The sequence below is a fragment of the Mesorhizobium sp. M0848 genome, from assembly GCF_040319805.1.
GTDB lineage: Bacteria > Pseudomonadota > Alphaproteobacteria > Rhizobiales > Rhizobiaceae > Mesorhizobium.
In genome coordinates, this window is record NZ_JAMYOM010000022.1 from 99,630 (window position 1) to 118,838 (window position 19,209).

Here is a 19,209-nt window from a genome sequence, read left to right on the forward strand (position 1 = left end):
GCCCCCTGCCCGGTTGGGCTTCGCGTGCGGCATCAGGCCTGGCGTTTCTGGCCTGCAAGCCAGAAGGCCGCAATGACGATCACCGGTATGGCGAAAAGCGCGAATTTGGTGACGGTGAGCGCCGAGGCGAAAGACAGCGAGTCCGGGTTGGCCGACAGGAAATCGGACAGAAGCCGCGCCACCGCAAAGTTCTGAACGTAATGTGCAAGCGTGTAGGGAAGCACCAGGACCAACGCGAAAATCGACTGCAGCTGCGCCGGCAGCACGCGGAAAGCCTTCAATCGCCGGCCGGTGGCCAGGATGAGGCTGACCAGCGTGACCGACAACAGCGCCGGGAACAACAGATCGAAGGTCAGATAATGCCAGACGAGAATGATCTCGCCGCCGCGCCGGCCGAGCGCCGTCAGCCAGGCCATGCCTTCGTCCGGCGTAAACCCTAAAATGCGCATGTCGAGTGACGGCAAGCCGCCGCTCAACTGGCGGAAATAGAAGAATTCCAGCGCCGTCATGGCGATGAAAACCACCCCTGACAGGAAACAGAGCGCGCCTGCGTGGCGCGATAGCCGCAGGATCGTTGCCGTCAGGTTCCGCCCGAGCCCGTACTGGTCAGGCTCCGCCGGGATAGTTCGGGCTTTCGCGGGTAATCGTGACGTCATGGGCGTGGCTTTCACGAAGTCCGGCATTGGATATGCGCACAAAAGTGGCGCGCTCGCGGAAATCGGCAAGATCACGGCCACCAACATAACCCATAGCGGCTTTCAAGCCGCCCGCAAGCTGGTGCAGCACGCCGGACACAGGTCCTTTGTAGGGAACCTGCCCTTCGATGCCTTCCGGGACCAGTTTCAGCGTGTCGCGCACCTCGGCCTGGAAGTAGCGATCGGCCGAGCCACGGGCCATGGCGCCGACCGAGCCCATGCCGCGATAGGCCTTGAAGGAGCGGCCCTGGTGCAGATAGACCTCGCCAGGGCTTTCGTCGGTTCCAGCCAGCAGCGAGCCGATCATGGCGGCACTGGCGCCGGCGGCCAGCGCCTTGGCAAGATCGCCGGAATATTTGATGCCGCCATCGGCGATCACCGAGACGCCGGATTTGTGCGCCGTCTCGACAGCCGACATGATGGCGGAAAGCTGCGGCACGCCGACGCCGGCAACGATGCGGGTGGTGCAGATGGAACCCGGACCGATGCCGACCTTGACGGCGTCGGCACCGGCGTCGATCAGCGCCTGCGTGCCCGCGGCGGTGGCGACGTTGCCGGCCAGGATGCGAACCGAGTTGGAGAGCTTCTTGGCGCGCGTCACCGCGTCCAGCACGCGCTGCGAGTGGCCATGCGCGGTGTCGATCACCAGAAGGTCGACGCCGGCATCGATGAGGCGCTCGGCGCGTTCGAAACCGTCATCGCCAACGCTGGTGGCGGCGGCGGCACGCAAGCGGCCCTGCGAGTCCTTGCTGGCGTGCGGGTTGAGCTGCGACTTCTCGATGTCCTTGACGGTGATCAATCCGACGCAATTGCCCTGCCTGTCGACGACCACCAGCTTTTCGATGCGGTGCTGATGCAGAAGCCGCTTGGCCTCGTCCTGGTCGACGTTCTCCTTGACTGTGATCAGGTTGTCACGGGTCATCAGCTCATGGACCTTCTGCGCCGGATCGGACGCAAAGCGCACGTCGCGATTGGTCAGGATACCGACCAGCCGTCCGATCTTGTGGCCGCCGCTGCCGCCGTTCTCCACCACCGGAATGCCCGAGATCGAATAGCTGCGCATCAGGCCAAGCGCGTCGGCGAGCGTCGCGTCGGGGCCGATGGTGACGGGATTGACCACCATGCCGGATTCGAATTTCTTGACCTGCCGCACCTGCTCGGCCTGTTCGGCCGGCGAGAAATTACGGTGGATGACGCCAATGCCGCCGGCTTGGGCCATGGCGATGGCGAGCCGCGCCTCGGTGACGGTGTCCATCGCCGCCGAGAGGATCGGCACGTTGAGGTCGATGTCGCCGGCGATGCGGGTGCGGACATCGGTTTCGCCGGGCATGACCTCGGAATGACCGGGCTGTAGCAGCACGTCGTCAAAGGTCAGCGCCAATGCGCCGGTGGACGTTTCGATGATTTTTGCCATAGCCAGTCCCTTGAATATAAAACGCGGTGGGGGAATACAAAAAAGCGCTGGACCGGAATGGACAGCGCCGACTCGTTTCTTCCCTTTCAGGATTGGCGCTGGCTGGTACCACGTCCGGGCGCCGATGAAAAGCCGATGATTTCACGCTCCCGGAAAGGTGACTTTTCGGCGAAGGGATGCGACCTGTGGTTGCCGGTCGCACAAAAGTGACAGCAAATTAATGCGACATGCCGGCGAAGGCATGGTAACCGCCCGCCTCAAGGCCGACATGCAACCGGCAACGCAACATTCAAGTCTGGACGCGTTCCTTGAACCGCACCATTCCGCTTATACTGGCGGTCGCCCTTTTCATGGAAAACATGGATTCGACCGTCATCGCGACATCGCTGCCGGCGATCGCCGTCGACATCCACACCAGCCCGATCGCGCTCAAGCTGGCGCTGACTGCCTATCTGGTATCGCTGGCGATCTTCATTCCGATCAGCGGCTGGATGGCAGACCGTTTCGGCGCCAAGAATATCTTTCGCGCCGCGATCGCGGTCTTCATCGTCGGGTCGATCGCCTGCGCCCTCTCCGGTTCACTGCCGGCTTTCGTGGTGTCGCGCTTCCTGCAAGGCATCGGCGGCGCCATGATGACGCCGGTCGGGCGGCTGGTGCTGGTGCGCGCGACACCGAAAAGCGAACTCGTCGCGGCGATGTCCTGGCTGACCGTTCCGGCGCTGGTCGGACCGCTGGTGGGCCCGCCGGTCGGCGGCTTCATCACCACCTACTTCACCTGGCACTGGATTTTCCTGATCAATGTGCCGATCGGTCTGATCGGCATCTGGCTGGCGACGCGTTTCCTGCCGGAGACCGAACCCGCGCAGACCCCACCACTTGATTTCATCGGCTTCGTGCTGAGCGGGCTGGCGGCATCCGGCGTGGTGTTCGGCCTGTCGGTGGTCAGCTTGCCCTATCTGCCGCCAATCGTCGGTGTCCTCACCGTAGCGGTCGGCCTCGTATCGGGCGCGCTCTATCTGCTGCATGCGCGCCACGCCAAAAACCCGCTGCTGGCGCTCGAATTGTTCCACAACCAGGTGTTCCGCTCCTCGGTGCTTGGCGGCGGGCTGTTCCGCATCGGCATTGGTGCTGTGCCGTTCCTGCTGCCGCTGATGTTCCAGATCGGCTTTGGGCTGACGCCGTTCCAGTCCGGCATGATCACCTTCGTCTCTGCAATCGGCGCCATCGGCATGAAATTCGTCACCGCGCTGATCTTCCGCGTCGCCGGCTTCCGCCGCGTTCTGGTTGTCGGTTCGCTGGTCGCCGCCGCCTCGATCGCCATCAACGGCCTGTTCACACCCGACACACCCTATCTCTTGATGCTGGCCATGCTGCTCGTCGGCGGCTTCATCCGCTCGATGTTCTTCACTGGCGTCAATGCGCTCGCCTATGCCGAGGTTTCGGCTGAAGACACCAGCAAGGCGACGCCGATTACAGCGGTGTTCCAGCAGTTGTCGGTCGCGCTCGGCGTGGCGCTGGCCGGCGGAATCCTGGAAGTATCGACGAGCCTGAACGACAGGTCATTCACACTGGCGGATTTCCACACCGCGTTCTTCGTCGTCGCGGCGATTTCCGCCGCCGCGTCCCTGTCGTTCATGCGGCTGGCGCCCGATGCCGGAAACGCCATCTCGGGCCATGGCCGGCTGACCGTGCCCAAGACGCTGGAAACGGTGAGCCCGCCCGGCAACTGATGCGGCTGGCTTTACGTCTCGTCGTCCTCCGGCCCTTCGCTATGGCTCCGGGCGCTCGAGTCCTTCGGAACGTCCACTGGACGTTCCGATCCGCCTGGCGGCGGACCGGCCTCTCGCCCTTTAAAATCCTTGGCCAGCAAATAGAGCTCGACCGATTCATCCCGCGACGCCGGCGGCTTGACGTGATGCACGGAGCGGAAGTTCTTCTTGAGCATGGAGAGCAACTCGTTTTCGGCGCCGCCCTGGAAAGTCTTGGCGAGGAAATGCCCGCCCGGCTTCAGCACCGACAGCGCAAAATCGGCTGCCACCTCGCACAGATGCATGGTGCGAATATGGTCGGTCCGCTTGTGGCCGGTGGTCGGTGCCGCCATGTCGGACAGCACGATGTCCGGATCCCCACCCAGCGCCTCGGCCAGCTTTTGCGGCGCCAGCGGATCGAGGAAATCCATCAACAGCACCGGGGCGCCGGGCACGGCGTCCATTTCGAGATAATCGATGCCGATGACATGCGGCTTGTCGGCCGTCGATTTCGTCCGCGCTGCCGCGACCTGGCACCAGCCGCCGGGGGCGGCGCCGAGGTCGATGACCTTCATACCGGGTTTCAGCAGATGGTGCTTGTCGTCGATCTCGATCAGCTTGTAGGCCGCGCGCGAGCGATAGCCGTCAGCCTTGGAGCGCTGGACATAGGGATCGTTGATGTGGCGCTGCAGCCAGCGGCGCGACGATTCCTTCAGCCCGCTCTTCTTCTTGATCCGCGTCTTCAGCACGCGAATGCTGGCTGATCCTGGTTTTTCCGGTTTCTTGGTCATTGCTTATTTCTTCGGTTCGGGCTCACGCTCTGCCACGCCCATCGTTGCGCCAGACGCCATCATCGGCCATCAGCTCGCTCAAAATACCTTCGCGCAGGCCACGATCGGCGACTCGCAGCCGCTCGGACGGCCACACGGCGCGGATCGCTTCGAGGATAGCACAGCCGGCCAGCACCAGATCGGCGCGATCGGCACCGATGCAAGGGTTGGCGCAGCGCTGCTGGAAATCCCAGCCAACCAGTCTTTCGACCATGCGGTCGACGCTGTCGCGGTCCATCCACAGCCCGTCGACACGGCGGCGATCATAGCGCTCGAGTTCAAGGTGGACACCGGCCAGCGTCGTCACCGTGCCTGACGTACCCAGCAGATGGAAATTCGGGCTGGCCTTGAGATGGCTCAGCCGATCGCGACCGTCGAAGCTGGCCAGCCGGCCGGCAACATCGTCGACCATGGCGGCGAAGATCTCGCGCGTCACCGTGCGGCCGCCAAAGCGCTCAGCCAGCGAGACGACGCCGACCGGCAGCGACGTCCACGACACGATATGATTGGCCAGCCTTGGCGAACGGCGGCCTGCGAGATCGATGAGCGCGATTTCCGACGAACCACCGCCAATATCGAACAGGACGACGCCTTGGGTGTCCCGCTCGACCAGCGAGCCGCAGCCGGACACCGCCAGCCGCGCCTCGGTCTGGCGGTCGATGATCTCAAGCTTCAGGCCGGCCTCGCGTTCGACACGGTCGATGAACTCGACGCCGTTTTCGGCCGTGCGGCAGGCCTCGGTGGCGATCAGCCGGGCTTTCCTGATTTTGCGGTTGCGCAATTTGTCGCCGCAGATTTTCAGCGCCTCGACCGCGCGGTCCATCGCCGGCTGGCCGAGCCGGCCATTGGCGGTGAGCCCCTCGCCCAGCCGGACGATGCGAGAAAAAGCGTCGATGACGCGGAACTGGCCATGCCGCGTCGGCACGGCGACCAGCAGCCGGCAATTGTTGGTGCCGAGGTCAAGAGCCGCAAACACCGGAAGCTCCTGGACCGGCGGCCGACGGGCGCTCTGTTCCGGCCGTGGCACTACAGCGGCGGGCGAGGCCACCGATTCCGCCGGTCTGTGGGACTCCGCCGCCGGGACACCGGTTTTGCCCGGCGCCGGCGATCGATTCTCCGTGGGACGTGCTTCGTCGCGCGCAAAAACCTTGCGCCCGCGCCTTCGCTTGCGCCGCTTCTTGGGCTTGCCTTTGTGGGGTGCGTCGCCCGCCTGCCCGTCCGCGGAGCGGAGCTCCGTCGGGCGGCGTTGCTGCCAGCTTGCGTTCCCCGGGCCAGCCGACCCCTGGGAAGCGCTGGACACGCCCACCTCCGGCGCGCCGGCGCCGGTGTCGTGGTCTTCCACTGTCGTTCCTTCCGGCGCCGCGCGAACCTATGATGGACGCAGCAGGCGCTTCAGTGTTTTAAGTTGCCGCCAGACTAACAGCGCCGCGCCCGATCACCAAGAGCCGCGTGCCGAATTTTGCCGGCAGGCCGCAAACCGCCGTTCCGGTGCGGCCGCGTAATGAACCCGCACGCCGCAGATGCCGGCGCTACGCCTGCCGGCATCTCTTTCGGCCGCTCACGACGGACAAATCTTGCCGGCCGCCGCTGCGACAAGGGTTCGCGGTTGAATAGCCGGCTTCGATGAGGCATTTCTGAAATGAGCGGAAGAATCCGGCAAGCCGGCCTCCCACCAGCCACGGAAAAGGAAGCGGACCCGCAACGCATGGCAGTCAGGCAATGAATTGGCAGGCAATGAACTGGAGACGCTATTTCTGGCCGGTTGTCGGCATCGCCGCCGTGATCTTCTCGCTGCTGCTGCTCTGGCACGAACTGCGCGGCGTTTCACTCGACGACGTCTGGGACGGTATCACGGCCATTCCGACCCGGGGTTGGGTCCTTGCCGCGCTGTGTTCGGTCATCGCCTATGCCTCGCTTGCCGGCTACGACCACATCGCGCTCCTGCATATCGGCAAGCGCGTGTCGTGGCTGTTCGTCACGCTGTGCTCCTTCACGACCTATGCGCTGTCGCACAACATTGGCGGTTCGGTGTTTTCCGGCGCCGTCATCCGCTATCGCGCCTACGGCACCAGAGGCCTGACCGGTCAGGATGTCGGCGTGCTGGTGGCGATCTGCTGGATCACCTTCGTGCTATCGACGATTCTCGCCTCTGGCCTCGTTCTGGTGTTCGAGCCAGAGGTACTCGACCGGTTTTCCGGCATCGCTCATCATGGCCTGTCGGAAGCGGCCGGTATCGCGATGCTGCTGCTCGTCGCCGCCTATGTCTTCGGCAGCTGGCTGCATCTGCGCCCGCTGAAGATCGCCAGCTTTCAGCTCCACTATCCGGCGCTGCCGATCGTCGCCCGGCAGTTGCTGATCGGCCCGATCGAACTGCTGGCCGCCGCCGCGATCATCTTCTTTGCCCTGCCAGCAGCCCACAATCCCGGTTATTTCGTCATTCTCGGCGTCTTCCTCGTCTCCTTCTCGATCGCACAGATCTCGCATGCGCCGGGCGGGCTCGGCGTGTTCGAGGTGGTGTTTCTCGCCGGCCTGTCGGACATGGATCCGGTCGGCGTGCTGGCGGCGCTGCTGGTGTTCCGGCTGTTCTACCTGATCATCCCGCTGATTCTGGGCCTGGGGGTGGTGCTGTTCTTCGAACGCTCGCAGTTCAGCCGGACGGAGCCTTGAGGCGCGGGATTGGACTGGGGGCCGCGCGCCGGCATCTGAAGAGTGGTGTCTGAAATCACCTGACGAAACCTGCCATTGAACCACAGAGCAGGCTTGACTATTTTCCGCTGGCGGCTACAAGGCAGCGCTCACAGCGGCTTGCCCGCTCGGCCCGCACGGTTCATGACCGCGCCTGCTGGGGAATAGGTTAACGGTAGACCCACGGACTCTGACTCCGTTAGTCCTGGTTCGAATCCAGGTTCCCCAGCCAAAATCCCACAAGCAAACCGATGATTTAGCACGCCAATTTGGCATCGTTTTCATCTGCATCGCTATGTCAGTTACGCACAGTACCGGGCTTTTACGGGCGCTACCCGCAGTTGCCCGCAATTGAGCCGGTCGAGATTCCCGGAGCGAAAAAGATCGTTGCCGCCGGCGCGTGCTACTCGCTAAGCTTCATGAAGGTTCCAGCACAATGCCGCGTCATGCTCACTGACAGCCAGTACATTTTCGAAAGCATCAAGGAGGGCTGCTTGACGCTCTCCGATGACGAGTTCGTCATCGACAGGCTGGTGAAGTATTTCGGCAATGGGAGGATCCGATGGCATGTCGAATTCCGTGGGCATCCCGTCGAGCTGACGACAGGCCAGCTCAAGAAGCAGCCGACCTTCCGCAGGAAGATACTCGAACAGGCTGGGGTGCTGCCGCCCCAGCGTGCCGGAACCGACTACAGGCGATGGGCACTCGATCTGAGGAAGAATGCCATCGAGCTTCCGTGGCGGGATAGGCCGGTGGACGTCGGTTTCGCCATCGACAGGCTGACCAGCCATGGCGATGAGCGCTGGACGGTCGAATACCAGGGCAAGGCCATCAAATTCACGACGACCAAACTCCGCAGGCAGGTGAGTTTCCGCAAACGCATGCTGGCCAAGGCCAAGGTGTTGCCGCCTCAGTTGGACCCGGCTGCCTATCGGAAGTGGATGGACTGGCTCATTCAAAACGCCACTGACCCGCAGCCCGGCGATGTCTTGATGACGGAAAAAAGTTGGCTCGACGACCTGCCAGAGCTAGCCGGCTGGCAAAAATGAAGCGCCGCTTAAGGACCAGCTAGCAGTGGTGGCAATATCTAGAACAACAGCCCAAACTTGAATGGAAGACATGGACCGCTTCGACCTCGGCACCTACCGCCGCCCCATCTCCACTCGCTCGGCAGAAACCCAGCGTTGGTTCGATATCGGCCTCAACTGGTGCTACGGCTTCAACCATGAGGAAGGCATCAAGTGTTTTCAGAAGGCGCTGGAGACGGATCCTGACTGTCCGATGGTTCATTGGGGCATCGCCTATGCCGCCGGACCTTTCTACAATCTGACCTGGAAGGAGCATGGCGAGGCCGAGGCCGGCAGCGCGGCCAAGCGCTGCTTCGAGCATGTCCAGCTTGCGCGGGCCAATGCGGTTGCCGCCAACGAAATCGAGAAGCGGCTGATCGAGGCGTTGGCCGCCCGCTTCCAGAAGCCGCACCGGGTGAGCCCCGAGGAATTCGAACGGTGGGGTGACGCCTATGCCGCCGCGATGCGGCTTGTGTACAGCGACTTTCCCGACGACCATGATGTGATGGCACTGCTGGTCGAAGCGCTGATGATGCGCACGGTGCGGCGGCTGTGGAACCTCAAGACCGGCGCGCCGGCTCCGAATTCCGATGTCGTCGAGGCGCTCGATGTCTGCGAGCGGTCGATCCGGCTTGCCGATGAAGCCGGCGCGGCACAACATCCGGCGATCGTCCACCTGCACATTCATCTCCTGGAAATGTCCACCATGCCGGAGCGCGGCATGCGCTCGGCGGATCTGCTCGGCGAGATGTGCCCCGATGCCGGACATATGAACCACATGCCGGGGCACATCTATGTGCTGTGCGGCGAGTATGAGAAAGCCAAACGTGCCAGCGAAAAGGCGGTGCGCGCCAACGACCTCTATCTGGCCTATGCGGACGAGCCGACCTACTATTTGCTGGGCTGCTGCCACGATCTGCACCTGATGATGTTTACCTGCATGTTGTCGGGCCAGTACCGGCCTGCACTGTGGGCCGCCGACAGAGTGCGCAGCCTGGTCACGCGCGAGGTGGTCGCCATCCAGGGCCGGCCCAAGCTCACGCAGACGGTGGAAGGCTACCATGCGATGAAATCGCATGTGCAAGTGCGCTTCGGCCGCTGGCAGGAGATCATCGACGAGCCTGTAACCGCGGAGCCCGGCCTCTATGTGCTGACGGCGGCCATGCAGCACTACGCCAAGGGCGTCGCGCATGCGACGCTTGGGCAATTTGCTGAGGCCGAGCGCGAGCGCGAAGAGTTCCATCGGCATCTGAAAGGTATTGCGCCCGAGCGGCGCTTCCTCAGCAACCCGGCGCAGGCTTCGCTGGCTGTCGGTGTCGCTCTGCTCGACGGCGAGCTGGCGTACCACCAGGGCCGGCATGACGAGGCCTATGGCCATTTGCGGCAGGCGGTCGAGCTTGACGACAATTTGTCCTACACCGAACCGTGGGCCTGGATGCACCCGCCGCGCCATGCGCTGGCGGCGCTGCTTCTCGACCAGAGCAACGCGCAAGAAGCAGAACAGGTCTATCGCGACGACCTGGGCCTGAGCGGCACGGTGCAGCGCTGCGCCCAACATCCGAACAATGTCTGGGCACTGCACGGGCTGGTAGAATGCCTGAAACGGCGCGGCGAGACTGATGAATTGCCGATATTGCAGACAAGCCTTGCCGCGGCGATGGCCAAGGCGGATGTGCCGATCACCTCGTCCTGCCTGTGCAGGACGAGCGCGCAGCAAGGCTGCTGTCACTGACGCGAAGTCAGCCTGTCGCCACTGTTGCGGCCGATCGGCTCGCCAAACAAATTGTCGGCCGATCGTCGTTGGCGGTGGAAACCTCGCCGCCCGGTCGTGTCACCTGCCGATCAGCCAAGGCTCCATGCCGCGTCGTTCCACGCCTTCGTCGATCAGCACGGAGCAGTCTATCTCATCGTGAAGCTGGGCGTTTGGGTCAGACGAAAGCCAGGAAGCATAGGACCGAAGCTGCTTGAGCCTGGCTGTTTTCTCCAGCCGTGCCTGGCGCTCATCCTCGGCTGGTTGAGCCGGTCTTCTGTCCTTCTGGGCAGGAAATGTCATCCTGGCTCTCCTCGGTCACTGAGCCTATGAAAACAGGCGCTCAATGGGACCTTGGCCCATTGCCAACACAGGCGCTGACGAGAGTCGCCATCCATCTTGATGATGGCGGACCCTTATCAACAATGCACCCGCGCCACCGCCGGGTGCTCCTGGTCCGGGTTCGCTGCGGCGCATCGGCACTCGGCAGCCGGACTCAGATGCAGGGAAATGGAACCAGATCGGCCGTGCGACGTCATAGAAGCAGGTGCTCATACAGGAGTGTGACCTCCATGATCAGGCTCGTTCTTGCCGCGGCCGCCATGCTCGTCATGGCATGCGATGCAACGGCGGCGGCAAAACTGGACGCGGCCACCGTCAACAACGCCCAATTTGACGGCAGCGAAGCGAAAGGCGTCAGTGTGACCGTGCTGAAGGCGCAAATCCTCCTGGATCGTGCACGCTTCTCGCCAGGCCTGATCGACGGCCGCCAAGCAGAGAACTTCACCCGGGCAGTCAGTGCGTTTCAAGCGGCCAACGGATTGCCTGCCGACGGCAAGCTTACCCGCGAGACATGGGACAAGCTGGTCGCGACATCCTCGCGCCCCGCGCTTGAGACCTACGAGTTGACGCGCAAGGATGTGCGTGGACCGTTCACCAGGCGAATTCCGGCGCGCATGGAGAGGATGGCCCGCCTGCCCCGGCTCGCCTATCACAATGCCTTGGAAAAGATGGCGGAGCGCTTCCACATCAGCGAGCAGCTGCTTGAACGGCTCAATCCCGGCATCGGCTTCAGAAAGGCGGGGCAAAAGCTGCTGGTGCCAGCTGTCGCCCGAGGTGATCCGCCGCAAGACATTGGGAACGTCGAGGTCGACAAGAGCGCTCGCCAGGTTCGCGTGCTCGACCCTTCCGGCAAAGTGCTTGCGACGTACCCCGCCTCGATCGGGAGCCAGGAGAAGCCCGCGCCGAGTGGCGAGGCAGAGGTCAAACGCGTGGTGCGCCACCCAACCTATCACTACGATCCAGAGTTTGCCTTCAAGGGGGTGAAGACCAAGCGCCCCTTCACGATCGCTGCCGGACCAAACAATCCGGTGGGATCGGTCTGGATCGATTTGTCCATCGATAGTTATGGCATTCACGGGGCGCCGGACCCAGGCAAGATCGGAAAGACCTTCTCGCATGGTTGCATCAGGCTGACCAACTGGGATGCCGAAGACCTCGCCTCCGAAGTGCAAAAAGGCACAAAGGTCGTCTTCAAGGACGAAGCGGCAGGATCGGTCGAACAAGGATCGCAGTAGGTAGGCGCTACCGGCTAACCCGCTTTCGATCGTGGGGCTGGCGTCACCGAAGGCATGGGGCGGCGCCCCCTACCCCAGCCACTTCTCATAGTCGGACACCAGCAGGTGGATCGGGGCAACGTCTTCGTCGATGTTGGAAAAACGGCCGATCGGTTCGCGAAACACATTGTCGGTGAGATCGTCATTGACGGTCGAGACCTCGCCGATCAGCACGTCCTTGCCCTCGGCCCAGAAGGCATGCCAGACGCCGGGCAGCAGCGTGACGCTCTGGCCCGGGTCGAGCTTCAGGAGCCCACCCGCAGGCAGCCTGTGGATGGTTCCGTCGACCGGCACCGAGACCTCGGCCTTGGGATCGATGCCGCCGTCGCGGTCATGCATGAACAGTTCCAGCACCAGCTTGCCGCCGCCACGGTTGATGATGTCCTCGGCCTTGATGTTGTGGCGGTGCATCGGCGACAGCTGGTCCTTGCGCGAGATCATGATCTTTTCGGCATAGAGCATGCCCATGCCCTTCTTCATGTCCTCGTAGCGGCCGTTGCGAACGGTGAACAGGAACAGGCCGAGTTCCCTGAATTTCTCTTGCCCGTAATCGGTGATGTCCCAGCCAAGCCGCGAGGTGAATACGGCCGACGAGTCGACCTGACGCGCCTTCGCCTCCTGCGGCGACCAATAGGCGAAGGGCGGCATGATGTAGCCGAACGAGCGGATGAAAGCGTCGGCTTCGCGGATGATGTCGTTGATGGCGGAGCGCTTCATGATCATGATCCCTTCGTATCGATTTGTCTGGCAAATCGCATAGCCGAACGTCGATGCGGTGTCGATCCATCTCGCCGCCTGTCCGGCGTTGCGCTTAGGCGCATGGACCACAAATCCGCTTCGCTGGCCGCGTGACATCACGGATTTTCAGGGCCATAAAACCCGCGGATTCCTCATGGGGTGAAAGATGATGCCGACCGTTCACGATCTCGATACGCCATCCATCCTGATCGACACCACGCGCGCGGAAGCCAACATTGCCCGCGCCCAGGCGCATGCCGACAAGAACGGGCTGAAGCTCAGGCCGCATATCAAGACGCACAAATTGCCCTACTGGGCGAAGAAGCAGGTGGCGGCCGGCGCCGTCGGCATCACCTGCCAGAAGATTGGCGAGGCCGAGGTGATGGCGGATGCCGGGCTGACCGATATTTTTCTTCCCTACAACATCCTTGGGCGCGCCAAGCTGGAGCGGCTTCTGGGGCTGCACGGGCGCGTCACCCTGTCGGTGACAGCGGACAGCATGGAGACGCTCGAAGGGCTGGCAACCACCTTCACCGATGCCGGTCATCGCTTGCAGGTGCTGGTCGAATGCGACACCGGCATGGGCCGCTGCGGCGTGCAGTCGGCTGATGAAGCGGTCGCGCTGGCAAGACAGATCGACAGAGCCGGCGGCCTCGCCTTCGGCGGACTGATGACCTACCCGGCCGCCGGGCGGGCAGCGGAGGCCGAAGCCTGGCTCACCGAGGCCAAGCAGGCACTTGCCGCGTCGGGCCTCGCCTGCGAACGCATCTCCAGCGGCGGCACGCCGGATATGTGGCGCTCCAGCGATACATCTGTTGTCACGGAGTATCGTCCAGGCACCTACATCTATCTCGACCGCTATCAGGTCGCCAAAGGCGTCGGCGGCCTCGACGACTGCGCGCTGACGGTGCTGTCGACGGTGGTCAGCCATCCCACAGCGACGCGCGCTATCCTCGATGCCGGGAGCAAGGCGCTGTCCAGCGATACGCTGGGTCTCGCCGATTTTGGCGAGTTGCTCGGCGTGTCGGGAGCGCGGGTGACGGGCCTGAGCGAGGAGCACGGCACCGTCACGCTTGCGGGCGACGGCAGGCTGCGCATCGGCGAGCGCGTGCGCGTCGTGCCCGACCATTGCTGCGTCGTCACAAACCTGTTCAACGAGGTCAATCTGGTCGACGGCGACAAGGTGCTGGAAACGCTCCCGGTGGCGGCGCGCGGAAGGATGGGGTGAGACCGACGCGCCCGAACTGAACGCCAGATGCACTCAGCGTTGAAGAACTGGACCCAGCGCGGCTTTCAATGGATCGAGGGCGTCGCCGTACAGTTTCCAGCGCTCGACCGAGGACGAATAGATCGGCTGGCGCACCTGCCAGCGGCTCGGCGTCCGCACCGTGCGCTCGGTTTCGTGGAAACGGAGGCAGGCATCGTCCCAATCGACCCCGAGGAACCCGATCAATCCCCGCGCGCGGTTTTCGAAATCGGCCACCGTTTCCTCGTAGGGCATCTCGTGGATATCAAGCGGGACGACCTTGGCCCAATGGCGCATCAAGCGGTCATATTGCCGGTAATACTGCCCCAGCTTGGTCAGATCGGCATTGTAGCCGTGCGCCTCGGAGAAATTATGCATGAAACAGGACGCGCAATTATCCATCGGGTCGCGCCGGCAATGGATGATGCGGGCATTTGGCAAGATGAGGCTGATGAAGGCCAGCATTTCGAAATTATGCGGCATCTTGTCGACGACCAGCCGCGCCTTGCTGTTGCGCTTGTTGAGATCGTCAAGATATTTCGAGCCAAGCTCTTTCGCCTTGGCCGGAGTGAGCGCCGCAATGGCCTTGGTGAAGACAGCCGGATCGAGTTTGTCGAACCCGAGTTCACCGGCCAACGAGCGAATGGTCGACAGTTCGCCGGCGCCATGGATATCACGATGACTGGCGCATATCTGCTCGGTCAGCGTCGTTCCCGACCGTGGCATACCGACGATGAAGACCGGGCGTCTCGACGGATTTCCTAATTTCGGCCGCGCCGCGAAGAAGTCGGCATCGAAAGTGTCGATGAAGCTGTCGTAAAGCTGGGTGTGCCGGTCAATGTCGAAGTCATTGCCGGAAATTGCCTTGGCCTGCGCGAAATGGCGGATTGCCAGGCGATACTCGCGCTGATCGTTGAGCATCTTGCCAGCGGCATGGTGCAGCACCACCCGCTCGCGATCGGTTGTCATGGGCAATTCCAGGCGAGCCCGTATTAGAGGCAGCGCGGGATCGTCCTTGACCGCCTTGCGCGCCAGCGCCATTCCGGCCAGCGCCTCGACATGGCTCGGGTCGATGGCCAGCGCGCGGCCAAAACATTCGACCGCCTCGGCCTGCCGGCCGATATCGGTAAGCAGATCGCCCATGCCAACAAGGGCCGTCAGCGATTGGCTGTCGACCGCCAGCGCCCGGCGATAGAAACCTTCGGCGACGTCGCCCTCGAGCTGACTACGGTAAGACCGGCCGAGATTGCACAGGGCTTCGATGAGCCGGCCGTCAAGCGCGATCGCCTTCTTTAGATGTTTGCGGGCGCGCTCGATGTCGCCGGTGACATTGTAGGCGTTGCCGAGGTTGTTGCGGAAGATGGCATTGTCCGGCTCGAGCTTGACCGCCCTTTCCATATAGGCAATGGCGGCGTCATGATGCTCGGCCTCGATGGCCAGAGTGCCCATCAAATTCAGCGCCATGGCATTTTTGGGCTGCGTGCGAAGCACCGTCTGGTAGCAGAACTCGGCCTCGCGAAAACGCTTGCGCCGCTGCAAGTCGATGCCGCGCTGCAATGTCCGTTCCGCCGGCTCGCCGGCGATCGGGAGCAAGTCGTGACCTGTTGCCGGAAGGCCGAAGGGTTGCCGGCGCGGCAAGAGCGGCATCCGTCCCCTCTCGTTCTCGCCGCTTACGACGAACCAATCAGAACTTCAGCGTAACGCCCAGCTGGAGATTGTGGGAATACAGCTTGGCATTCTCGTATATGCCGCCGCCATCATTATCTTCTAGATCCACGCTTGTCACGGCCTTGAACCGGTAGCCGAAGTCGAGGTCGACATTCTGCGTTACGGCGTAAGTAACACCGGCGCCCACCTGGCCAGCGAAGCCCCAGCCGCCAGACCCATAGCCATAGTCGTTACCGTTGAAAGTCGTGTCTGCGGTAACGTAGGCGGCGCCGATGCCGCCGCCGACATAGAGCTTGGCATCGCCGAAATGCGCGACATCGGCCCAGACATTGGCGAGAAGATAAGTGGCCGACAAATTGCCGGAAGCGGGACCGGAATCCGCGTCAAAGGGGCCGCTGTAGCTATACCCACTTGCCTTGTAGCGCGCATAGGACAGTTCGCCTTCGACACGGAACGTATCATTGATCCGCCGACCGACAGCGCCGCCGATCACGAACCCGGTCTTAAGATCAACCGAATAACCGTAGCCGTAGAAATCCGTTTTCACATGATTGGGAAAGCTGGCACCGCCAAACAGCGTGACATACCAGAGGTCCTCGGCCCTCGGAACATCGACGACCGCATCGGCCGCGTGTGCGGAACTCCAGCCGAGACCCAAGGCAATCACCGACGCACCGGCCAAAAGACGTAATTTCACGACAGAATCCCCTCGCAACACGTAAACCCAAGAAACCTTGGCTTGAGGGGAGGACAACGTCAAGGACAACAGGCCAAAGTCCGGCCCTTTGGAAACCCCTGTTGCAATTCAGCAACATAGCAGAAACTGCTAATAACACTTAGAGGCATATCACGACCGCCGCGCTCATCATTCGGCGCCGAGGCAAGATCAGCGCATCGTCAAATCGCGCTTGTCGGCCTGCCGTGCCGCAACCCTGCGCATGACAATCACCCTGCGGCGGCGGATTTCGGTGCGCATCGCCATCAGGTGCAGCGCGAAGAACAGCACGGTAAAGCCGAGCGCCATCACCAGAAGCGGCCATAGCAGGCTGGAGTCGATGGTCGAACCGCCCATGCGGAACACCGAGGCCGGCTGATGCAGCGTGTTCCACCAGTCGACCGAGAACTTGATGATCGGGATGTTGATGAAGCCGACCAGCGTGATGATGGCGGCGGCCCAGGCGGCGCGGCTGGCATCGTCGAGCGCGCGGGTCAGCGCGATGATGCCGAGATACATCAGGAACAGCACGAAGACCGAGGTCAGCCGGGCATCCCAGACCCACCAGGTGCCCCACATCGGCTTGCCCCAGATCGAACCGGTGATCAGCGCCAGCGCGGTGAAGACGGCGCCGATGGGGGCTGCGGATTTCAGCGCGACATCTGCCAGCGGGTGCCGCCAGACAAGCGTGCCCAGCGCCGAGACCGCCATCAGCGTGTAGCACATCATGGCCAGCCAGGCGAAAGGCACGTGGATGTACATGATGCGGACGGTTATGCCCTGCTGGAAATCCTCAGGCGCGGCGAAGCTCATATAGAGCCCGACGGCGAGGATGAGTGTGGCGATCGTGGCCAGCCATGGCACGACCTTGTCCGCCAGCCCGACGAAGCGCGTCGGGTTGGCGAGATCCATCCAGCCGGTCAGGCGTGAAGTCGTGTCGCTCATGCGTTTCTACATAAACCGCCGCGGCGTTCGGGGCAATCGAGCGGTGGTGTCGCAGGTCTTCTTACCCTCCCCCTTGTGGGGAGGGTCGCTGCGAACAGCGGGGTGGGGGAGCGGCAATGGCGCCCGTACCCACCCGGACCTGCGGTCCGACCTCCCACAAGGGGAGGTAGAAGAAAGAAGCTCAGGCGGCCGCTTCCTGCTGTTGCAGCACGGTGCGGCTGAGGCGGCGAACCTCCTCGTCGTTGAGCAGGCCGCCGGCGCGCAGCAGGCTGGCAAAGCGGCCATTGCGCAGCGACAGCTCGGTGAAGCCGCCCATCTCGACCACCCTGCCCTTGTCCATGAACACGACCAGATCGGCGTCGCGAACGGTGGTCAGGCGGTGGGCGATGATGAAGGTCGTGCGGTCGCGGCGCAACTCGTCGATCGCTTCCTTGACGCGGTCCTCGGTCTCGACGTCCAGCGCGCTGGTCGCCTCGTCGAGCACCAGGATCGGTGCGTCCTTCAACACGGCGCGGGCAATGGCGATGCGCTGACGTTCGCCGCCCGACAGCTGGCCGCCACGTTCGCCAACCACCGTGTCGTAGCCATTGCTCTTGGACAGGATGAAGTCCTGTGCGGCAGCCGCATTGGCGGCGGCATGAATCTCGTCATTGCTTGCATCGGCGCGGCCAACACGGATGTTGTCCTCGATCGAGCGGTTGAGCAGCCCGGCATCCTGGAACACGGTGGCGATCGAATGGCGCACCGACTTGCGGGTCACGGTACGGGTGTCGATGCCGTCGATCAGGATACGGCCATGGGACGGCGAGAAGACACGCTGCAGCAGGTTGATGAGCGTGGTCTTGCCGGCGCCCGTCGGGCCCACAATGGCGACGGTCTGGCCCGCCTGCACCTCGAAGGACACGTCGTCGATGCCTTGGCCGGAATTGGCAAATTCGAAGCCGACATTCTCGAAGCGGACATGGCCGGTAACGTTGGCAAGATCGCGTAGGCCGTCCGGCTCGGCGGCATCAGCCGCGGAGTCCTCGAGATGGTAGAAATCCTCGAGCTTGGCACGGGCCTCGGAAATCTGGTTGGCGAAAGCCGACATCTGGTCGAGGCGAGCGATCAACATCGTGGCAAAACCGGTGAAGGCAATGACGTCGCCGACACCCAACTGACCACGAGTCACAAGATAGGAGCCGATCGACAACACGATCAGCATCGAGATTGCCGATGACAGACGGTGCAAGGCATTGGCCAGCGCCCACCAGTCGAGCACGGGGTTCTGCGCGTCGAGCAGGTTCTTGATGTAGCGGCGCAGCGTATCGGCCTCGTGGCCGAGGCGATTGTAGCTCTGCAGCACCGCAACGTTGCTGACCGAGTCGGTCACATGCGCGAACACCTTGTGGTAGTGACGCTCGACCGCAGCCTGGCCCGCCTTGGTGCGGCGCATGACCATCCGGCCGATGCCGACATAAAGCAGCCCGAGGCCAAGCAGCACCAGCGACATGCGCAGGTCCATGCTGATCGCGGTCGGAACCAGCAGCACGAGGGCGACAGCCGTGGACAGATGCTGGCGCATGAATTCGAGCCAAAGGCTGAACAGGGTTTCGACGGCGCGCAGCATCGTGTGCAGCGCATTGGAGGTGCCGTGCTGATGGTGCCAGGCGAGCGGCATGGTGATCACACGCTCGAAGGACTGGCACAGCACTTCGCTGCGCCGAGCATGGGCGAAGCGGTCAGCGCCGCGCGCCACCATGACGAAAGCAACGATGTTGAAGGCGCCGAGACCGGCCCACATGACCAGCGTGGTGAAGACAGAGCCACGCTCGGAGATGGCGCCGATGACGCGACCGAACATAATTGGCTCGAGAAGCGCTACGATGGCGAGAGCCACGTTGGCCGAACAGATCAACGCAACGCGTTTCCTGTCCGCGGCCAGATAACCGAGAGCTCGCCAGTAGATTTGCAGAAGGGTCACCCCAGTTACTCCGCCACGCTGTTTATTGTGCACTGCATCATTTTATTCGTACCGGTTGATACGTCGCAAAACAATGGCCGTGTACCCCTTCAGTTCCCTTAGAGCGAACAAAAGATGGCGACGTTCCGA

General features: G+C 62.8%; 16 protein-coding genes and 1 tRNA gene. 7 read left to right on the top strand and 10 right to left on the bottom strand.

Translation table 11 applies throughout. From position 1 onward, the window contains the following. Positions 1-32: 32 nt before the first annotated feature. Both NKH95_RS23900 and guaB read right to left on the bottom strand, forming a co-directional pair. Positions 33-656: a hypothetical protein gene (locus NKH95_RS23900; protein WP_352442524.1), complete on the bottom strand. Its 624-nt coding sequence runs from the start codon at positions 654-656 to the stop codon at positions 33-35. After that, positions 607-2,109 carry an IMP dehydrogenase gene (gene guaB / locus NKH95_RS23905; RefSeq protein WP_023810190.1) on the bottom strand — a complete coding sequence of 501 codons (1,503 nt, stop codon included), beginning with the start codon at positions 2,107-2,109 and terminating at the stop codon, positions 607-609. Before guaB ends, NKH95_RS23900 begins: the two co-directional genes overlap by 50 nt. Before the next feature lie 308 nt (positions 2,110-2,417). On the opposite strand from guaB, the gene NKH95_RS23910 reads away from it, so the two are divergent. Beyond that, on the top strand, positions 2,418-3,839 hold the full coding sequence (locus NKH95_RS23910; RefSeq protein ID WP_352893388.1) for an MFS transporter: 1,422 nt from the start codon (positions 2,418-2,420) through the stop codon (positions 3,837-3,839). A gap of 11 nt (positions 3,840-3,850) precedes the next feature. Here NKH95_RS23910 and NKH95_RS23915 read toward each other — a convergent pair whose 3' ends face one another. Both NKH95_RS23915 and NKH95_RS23920 read right to left on the bottom strand, forming a co-directional pair. Continuing rightward, complete coding sequence (locus NKH95_RS23915) at positions 3,851-4,648, bottom strand: RlmE family RNA methyltransferase (RefSeq protein ID WP_352442521.1); 798 nt, start codon at positions 4,646-4,648, stop codon at positions 3,851-3,853. 22 nt (positions 4,649-4,670) lie between these two features. After that, a complete protein-coding gene (locus NKH95_RS23920; RefSeq protein WP_352442520.1) occupies positions 4,671-6,029 on the bottom strand; it encodes a Ppx/GppA phosphatase family protein in 1,359 nt (452 codons plus the stop codon). Between the two features lie 392 nt (positions 6,030-6,421). Here NKH95_RS23920 and NKH95_RS23925 point away from each other — a divergent pair, with 392 nt between their 5' ends. The 4 genes from NKH95_RS23925 to NKH95_RS23940 all read left to right on the top strand — a co-directional run bounded on the left by NKH95_RS23925 (position 6,422) and on the right by NKH95_RS23940 (position 10,171). After that, positions 6,422-7,354, top strand: a complete 933-nt coding sequence (locus NKH95_RS23925) for a lysylphosphatidylglycerol synthase domain-containing protein (protein ID WP_023810186.1) — start codon at positions 6,422-6,424, stop codon at positions 7,352-7,354. 176 nt (positions 7,355-7,530) lie between these two features. Continuing rightward, positions 7,531-7,604: transfer RNA gene (locus tag NKH95_RS23930), tRNA-Gln, on the top strand. Between the two features lie 214 nt (positions 7,605-7,818). Next, positions 7,819-8,421, top strand: coding sequence for a hypothetical protein (locus tag NKH95_RS23935; protein ID WP_352893417.1), 603 nt, complete (start codon positions 7,819-7,821; stop codon positions 8,419-8,421). Between the two features lie 70 nt (positions 8,422-8,491). Next, positions 8,492-10,171 (top strand): hypothetical protein, encoded by a 1,680-nt coding sequence (locus NKH95_RS23940; RefSeq protein ID WP_023810184.1) that lies wholly within the window; start codon positions 8,492-8,494, stop codon positions 10,169-10,171. 99 nt (positions 10,172-10,270) lie between these two features. Here the strand turns inward: NKH95_RS23940 and NKH95_RS23945 are convergent, their stop codons facing one another. Then, positions 10,271-10,492, bottom strand: coding sequence for a hypothetical protein (locus NKH95_RS23945; RefSeq protein WP_023810183.1), 222 nt, complete (start codon positions 10,490-10,492; stop codon positions 10,271-10,273). A gap of 269 nt (positions 10,493-10,761) precedes the next feature. On the opposite strand from NKH95_RS23945, the gene NKH95_RS23950 reads away from it, so the two are divergent. Then, positions 10,762-11,766 (top strand): L,D-transpeptidase family protein, encoded by a 1,005-nt coding sequence (locus NKH95_RS23950; protein ID WP_023810182.1) that lies wholly within the window; start codon positions 10,762-10,764, stop codon positions 11,764-11,766. A 69-nt stretch (positions 11,767-11,835) separates the two neighbouring features. Here the strand turns inward: NKH95_RS23950 and NKH95_RS23955 are convergent, their stop codons facing one another. Continuing rightward, on the bottom strand, positions 11,836-12,522 hold the full coding sequence (locus NKH95_RS23955; protein WP_013532294.1) for a D-lyxose/D-mannose family sugar isomerase: 687 nt from the start codon (positions 12,520-12,522) through the stop codon (positions 11,836-11,838). A gap of 190 nt (positions 12,523-12,712) precedes the next feature. Between NKH95_RS23955 and NKH95_RS23960 the strand changes: the two genes are divergently transcribed. Next, a complete protein-coding gene (locus NKH95_RS23960) occupies positions 12,713-13,771 on the top strand; it encodes a D-TA family PLP-dependent enzyme (RefSeq protein WP_352893418.1) in 1,059 nt (352 codons plus the stop codon). A 33-nt stretch (positions 13,772-13,804) separates the two neighbouring features. Here NKH95_RS23960 and NKH95_RS23965 read toward each other — a convergent pair whose 3' ends face one another. The 4 genes from NKH95_RS23965 to NKH95_RS23980 all read right to left on the bottom strand — a co-directional run bounded on the left by NKH95_RS23965 (position 13,805) and on the right by NKH95_RS23980 (position 19,080). Further along, positions 13,805-15,436 (bottom strand): tetratricopeptide repeat-containing sulfotransferase family protein, encoded by a 1,632-nt coding sequence (locus tag NKH95_RS23965; RefSeq protein WP_352893393.1) that lies wholly within the window; start codon positions 15,434-15,436, stop codon positions 13,805-13,807. Positions 15,437-15,473: 37 nt separating this feature from the next. Further along, positions 15,474-16,223, bottom strand: coding sequence for an outer membrane protein (locus NKH95_RS23970; protein ID WP_352798849.1), 750 nt, complete (start codon positions 16,221-16,223; stop codon positions 15,474-15,476). A 120-nt stretch (positions 16,224-16,343) separates the two neighbouring features. Continuing rightward, entirely contained in the window at positions 16,344-17,117 is a 774-nt protein-coding gene (locus NKH95_RS23975) for a heme ABC transporter permease (protein ID WP_352798848.1), read from the bottom strand. A 181-nt stretch (positions 17,118-17,298) separates the two neighbouring features. After that, positions 17,299-19,080: a glucan ABC transporter ATP-binding protein/ permease gene (locus NKH95_RS23980; protein WP_352893395.1), complete on the bottom strand. Its 1,782-nt coding sequence runs from the start codon at positions 19,078-19,080 to the stop codon at positions 17,299-17,301. Positions 19,081-19,209 lie beyond the last annotated feature (129 nt).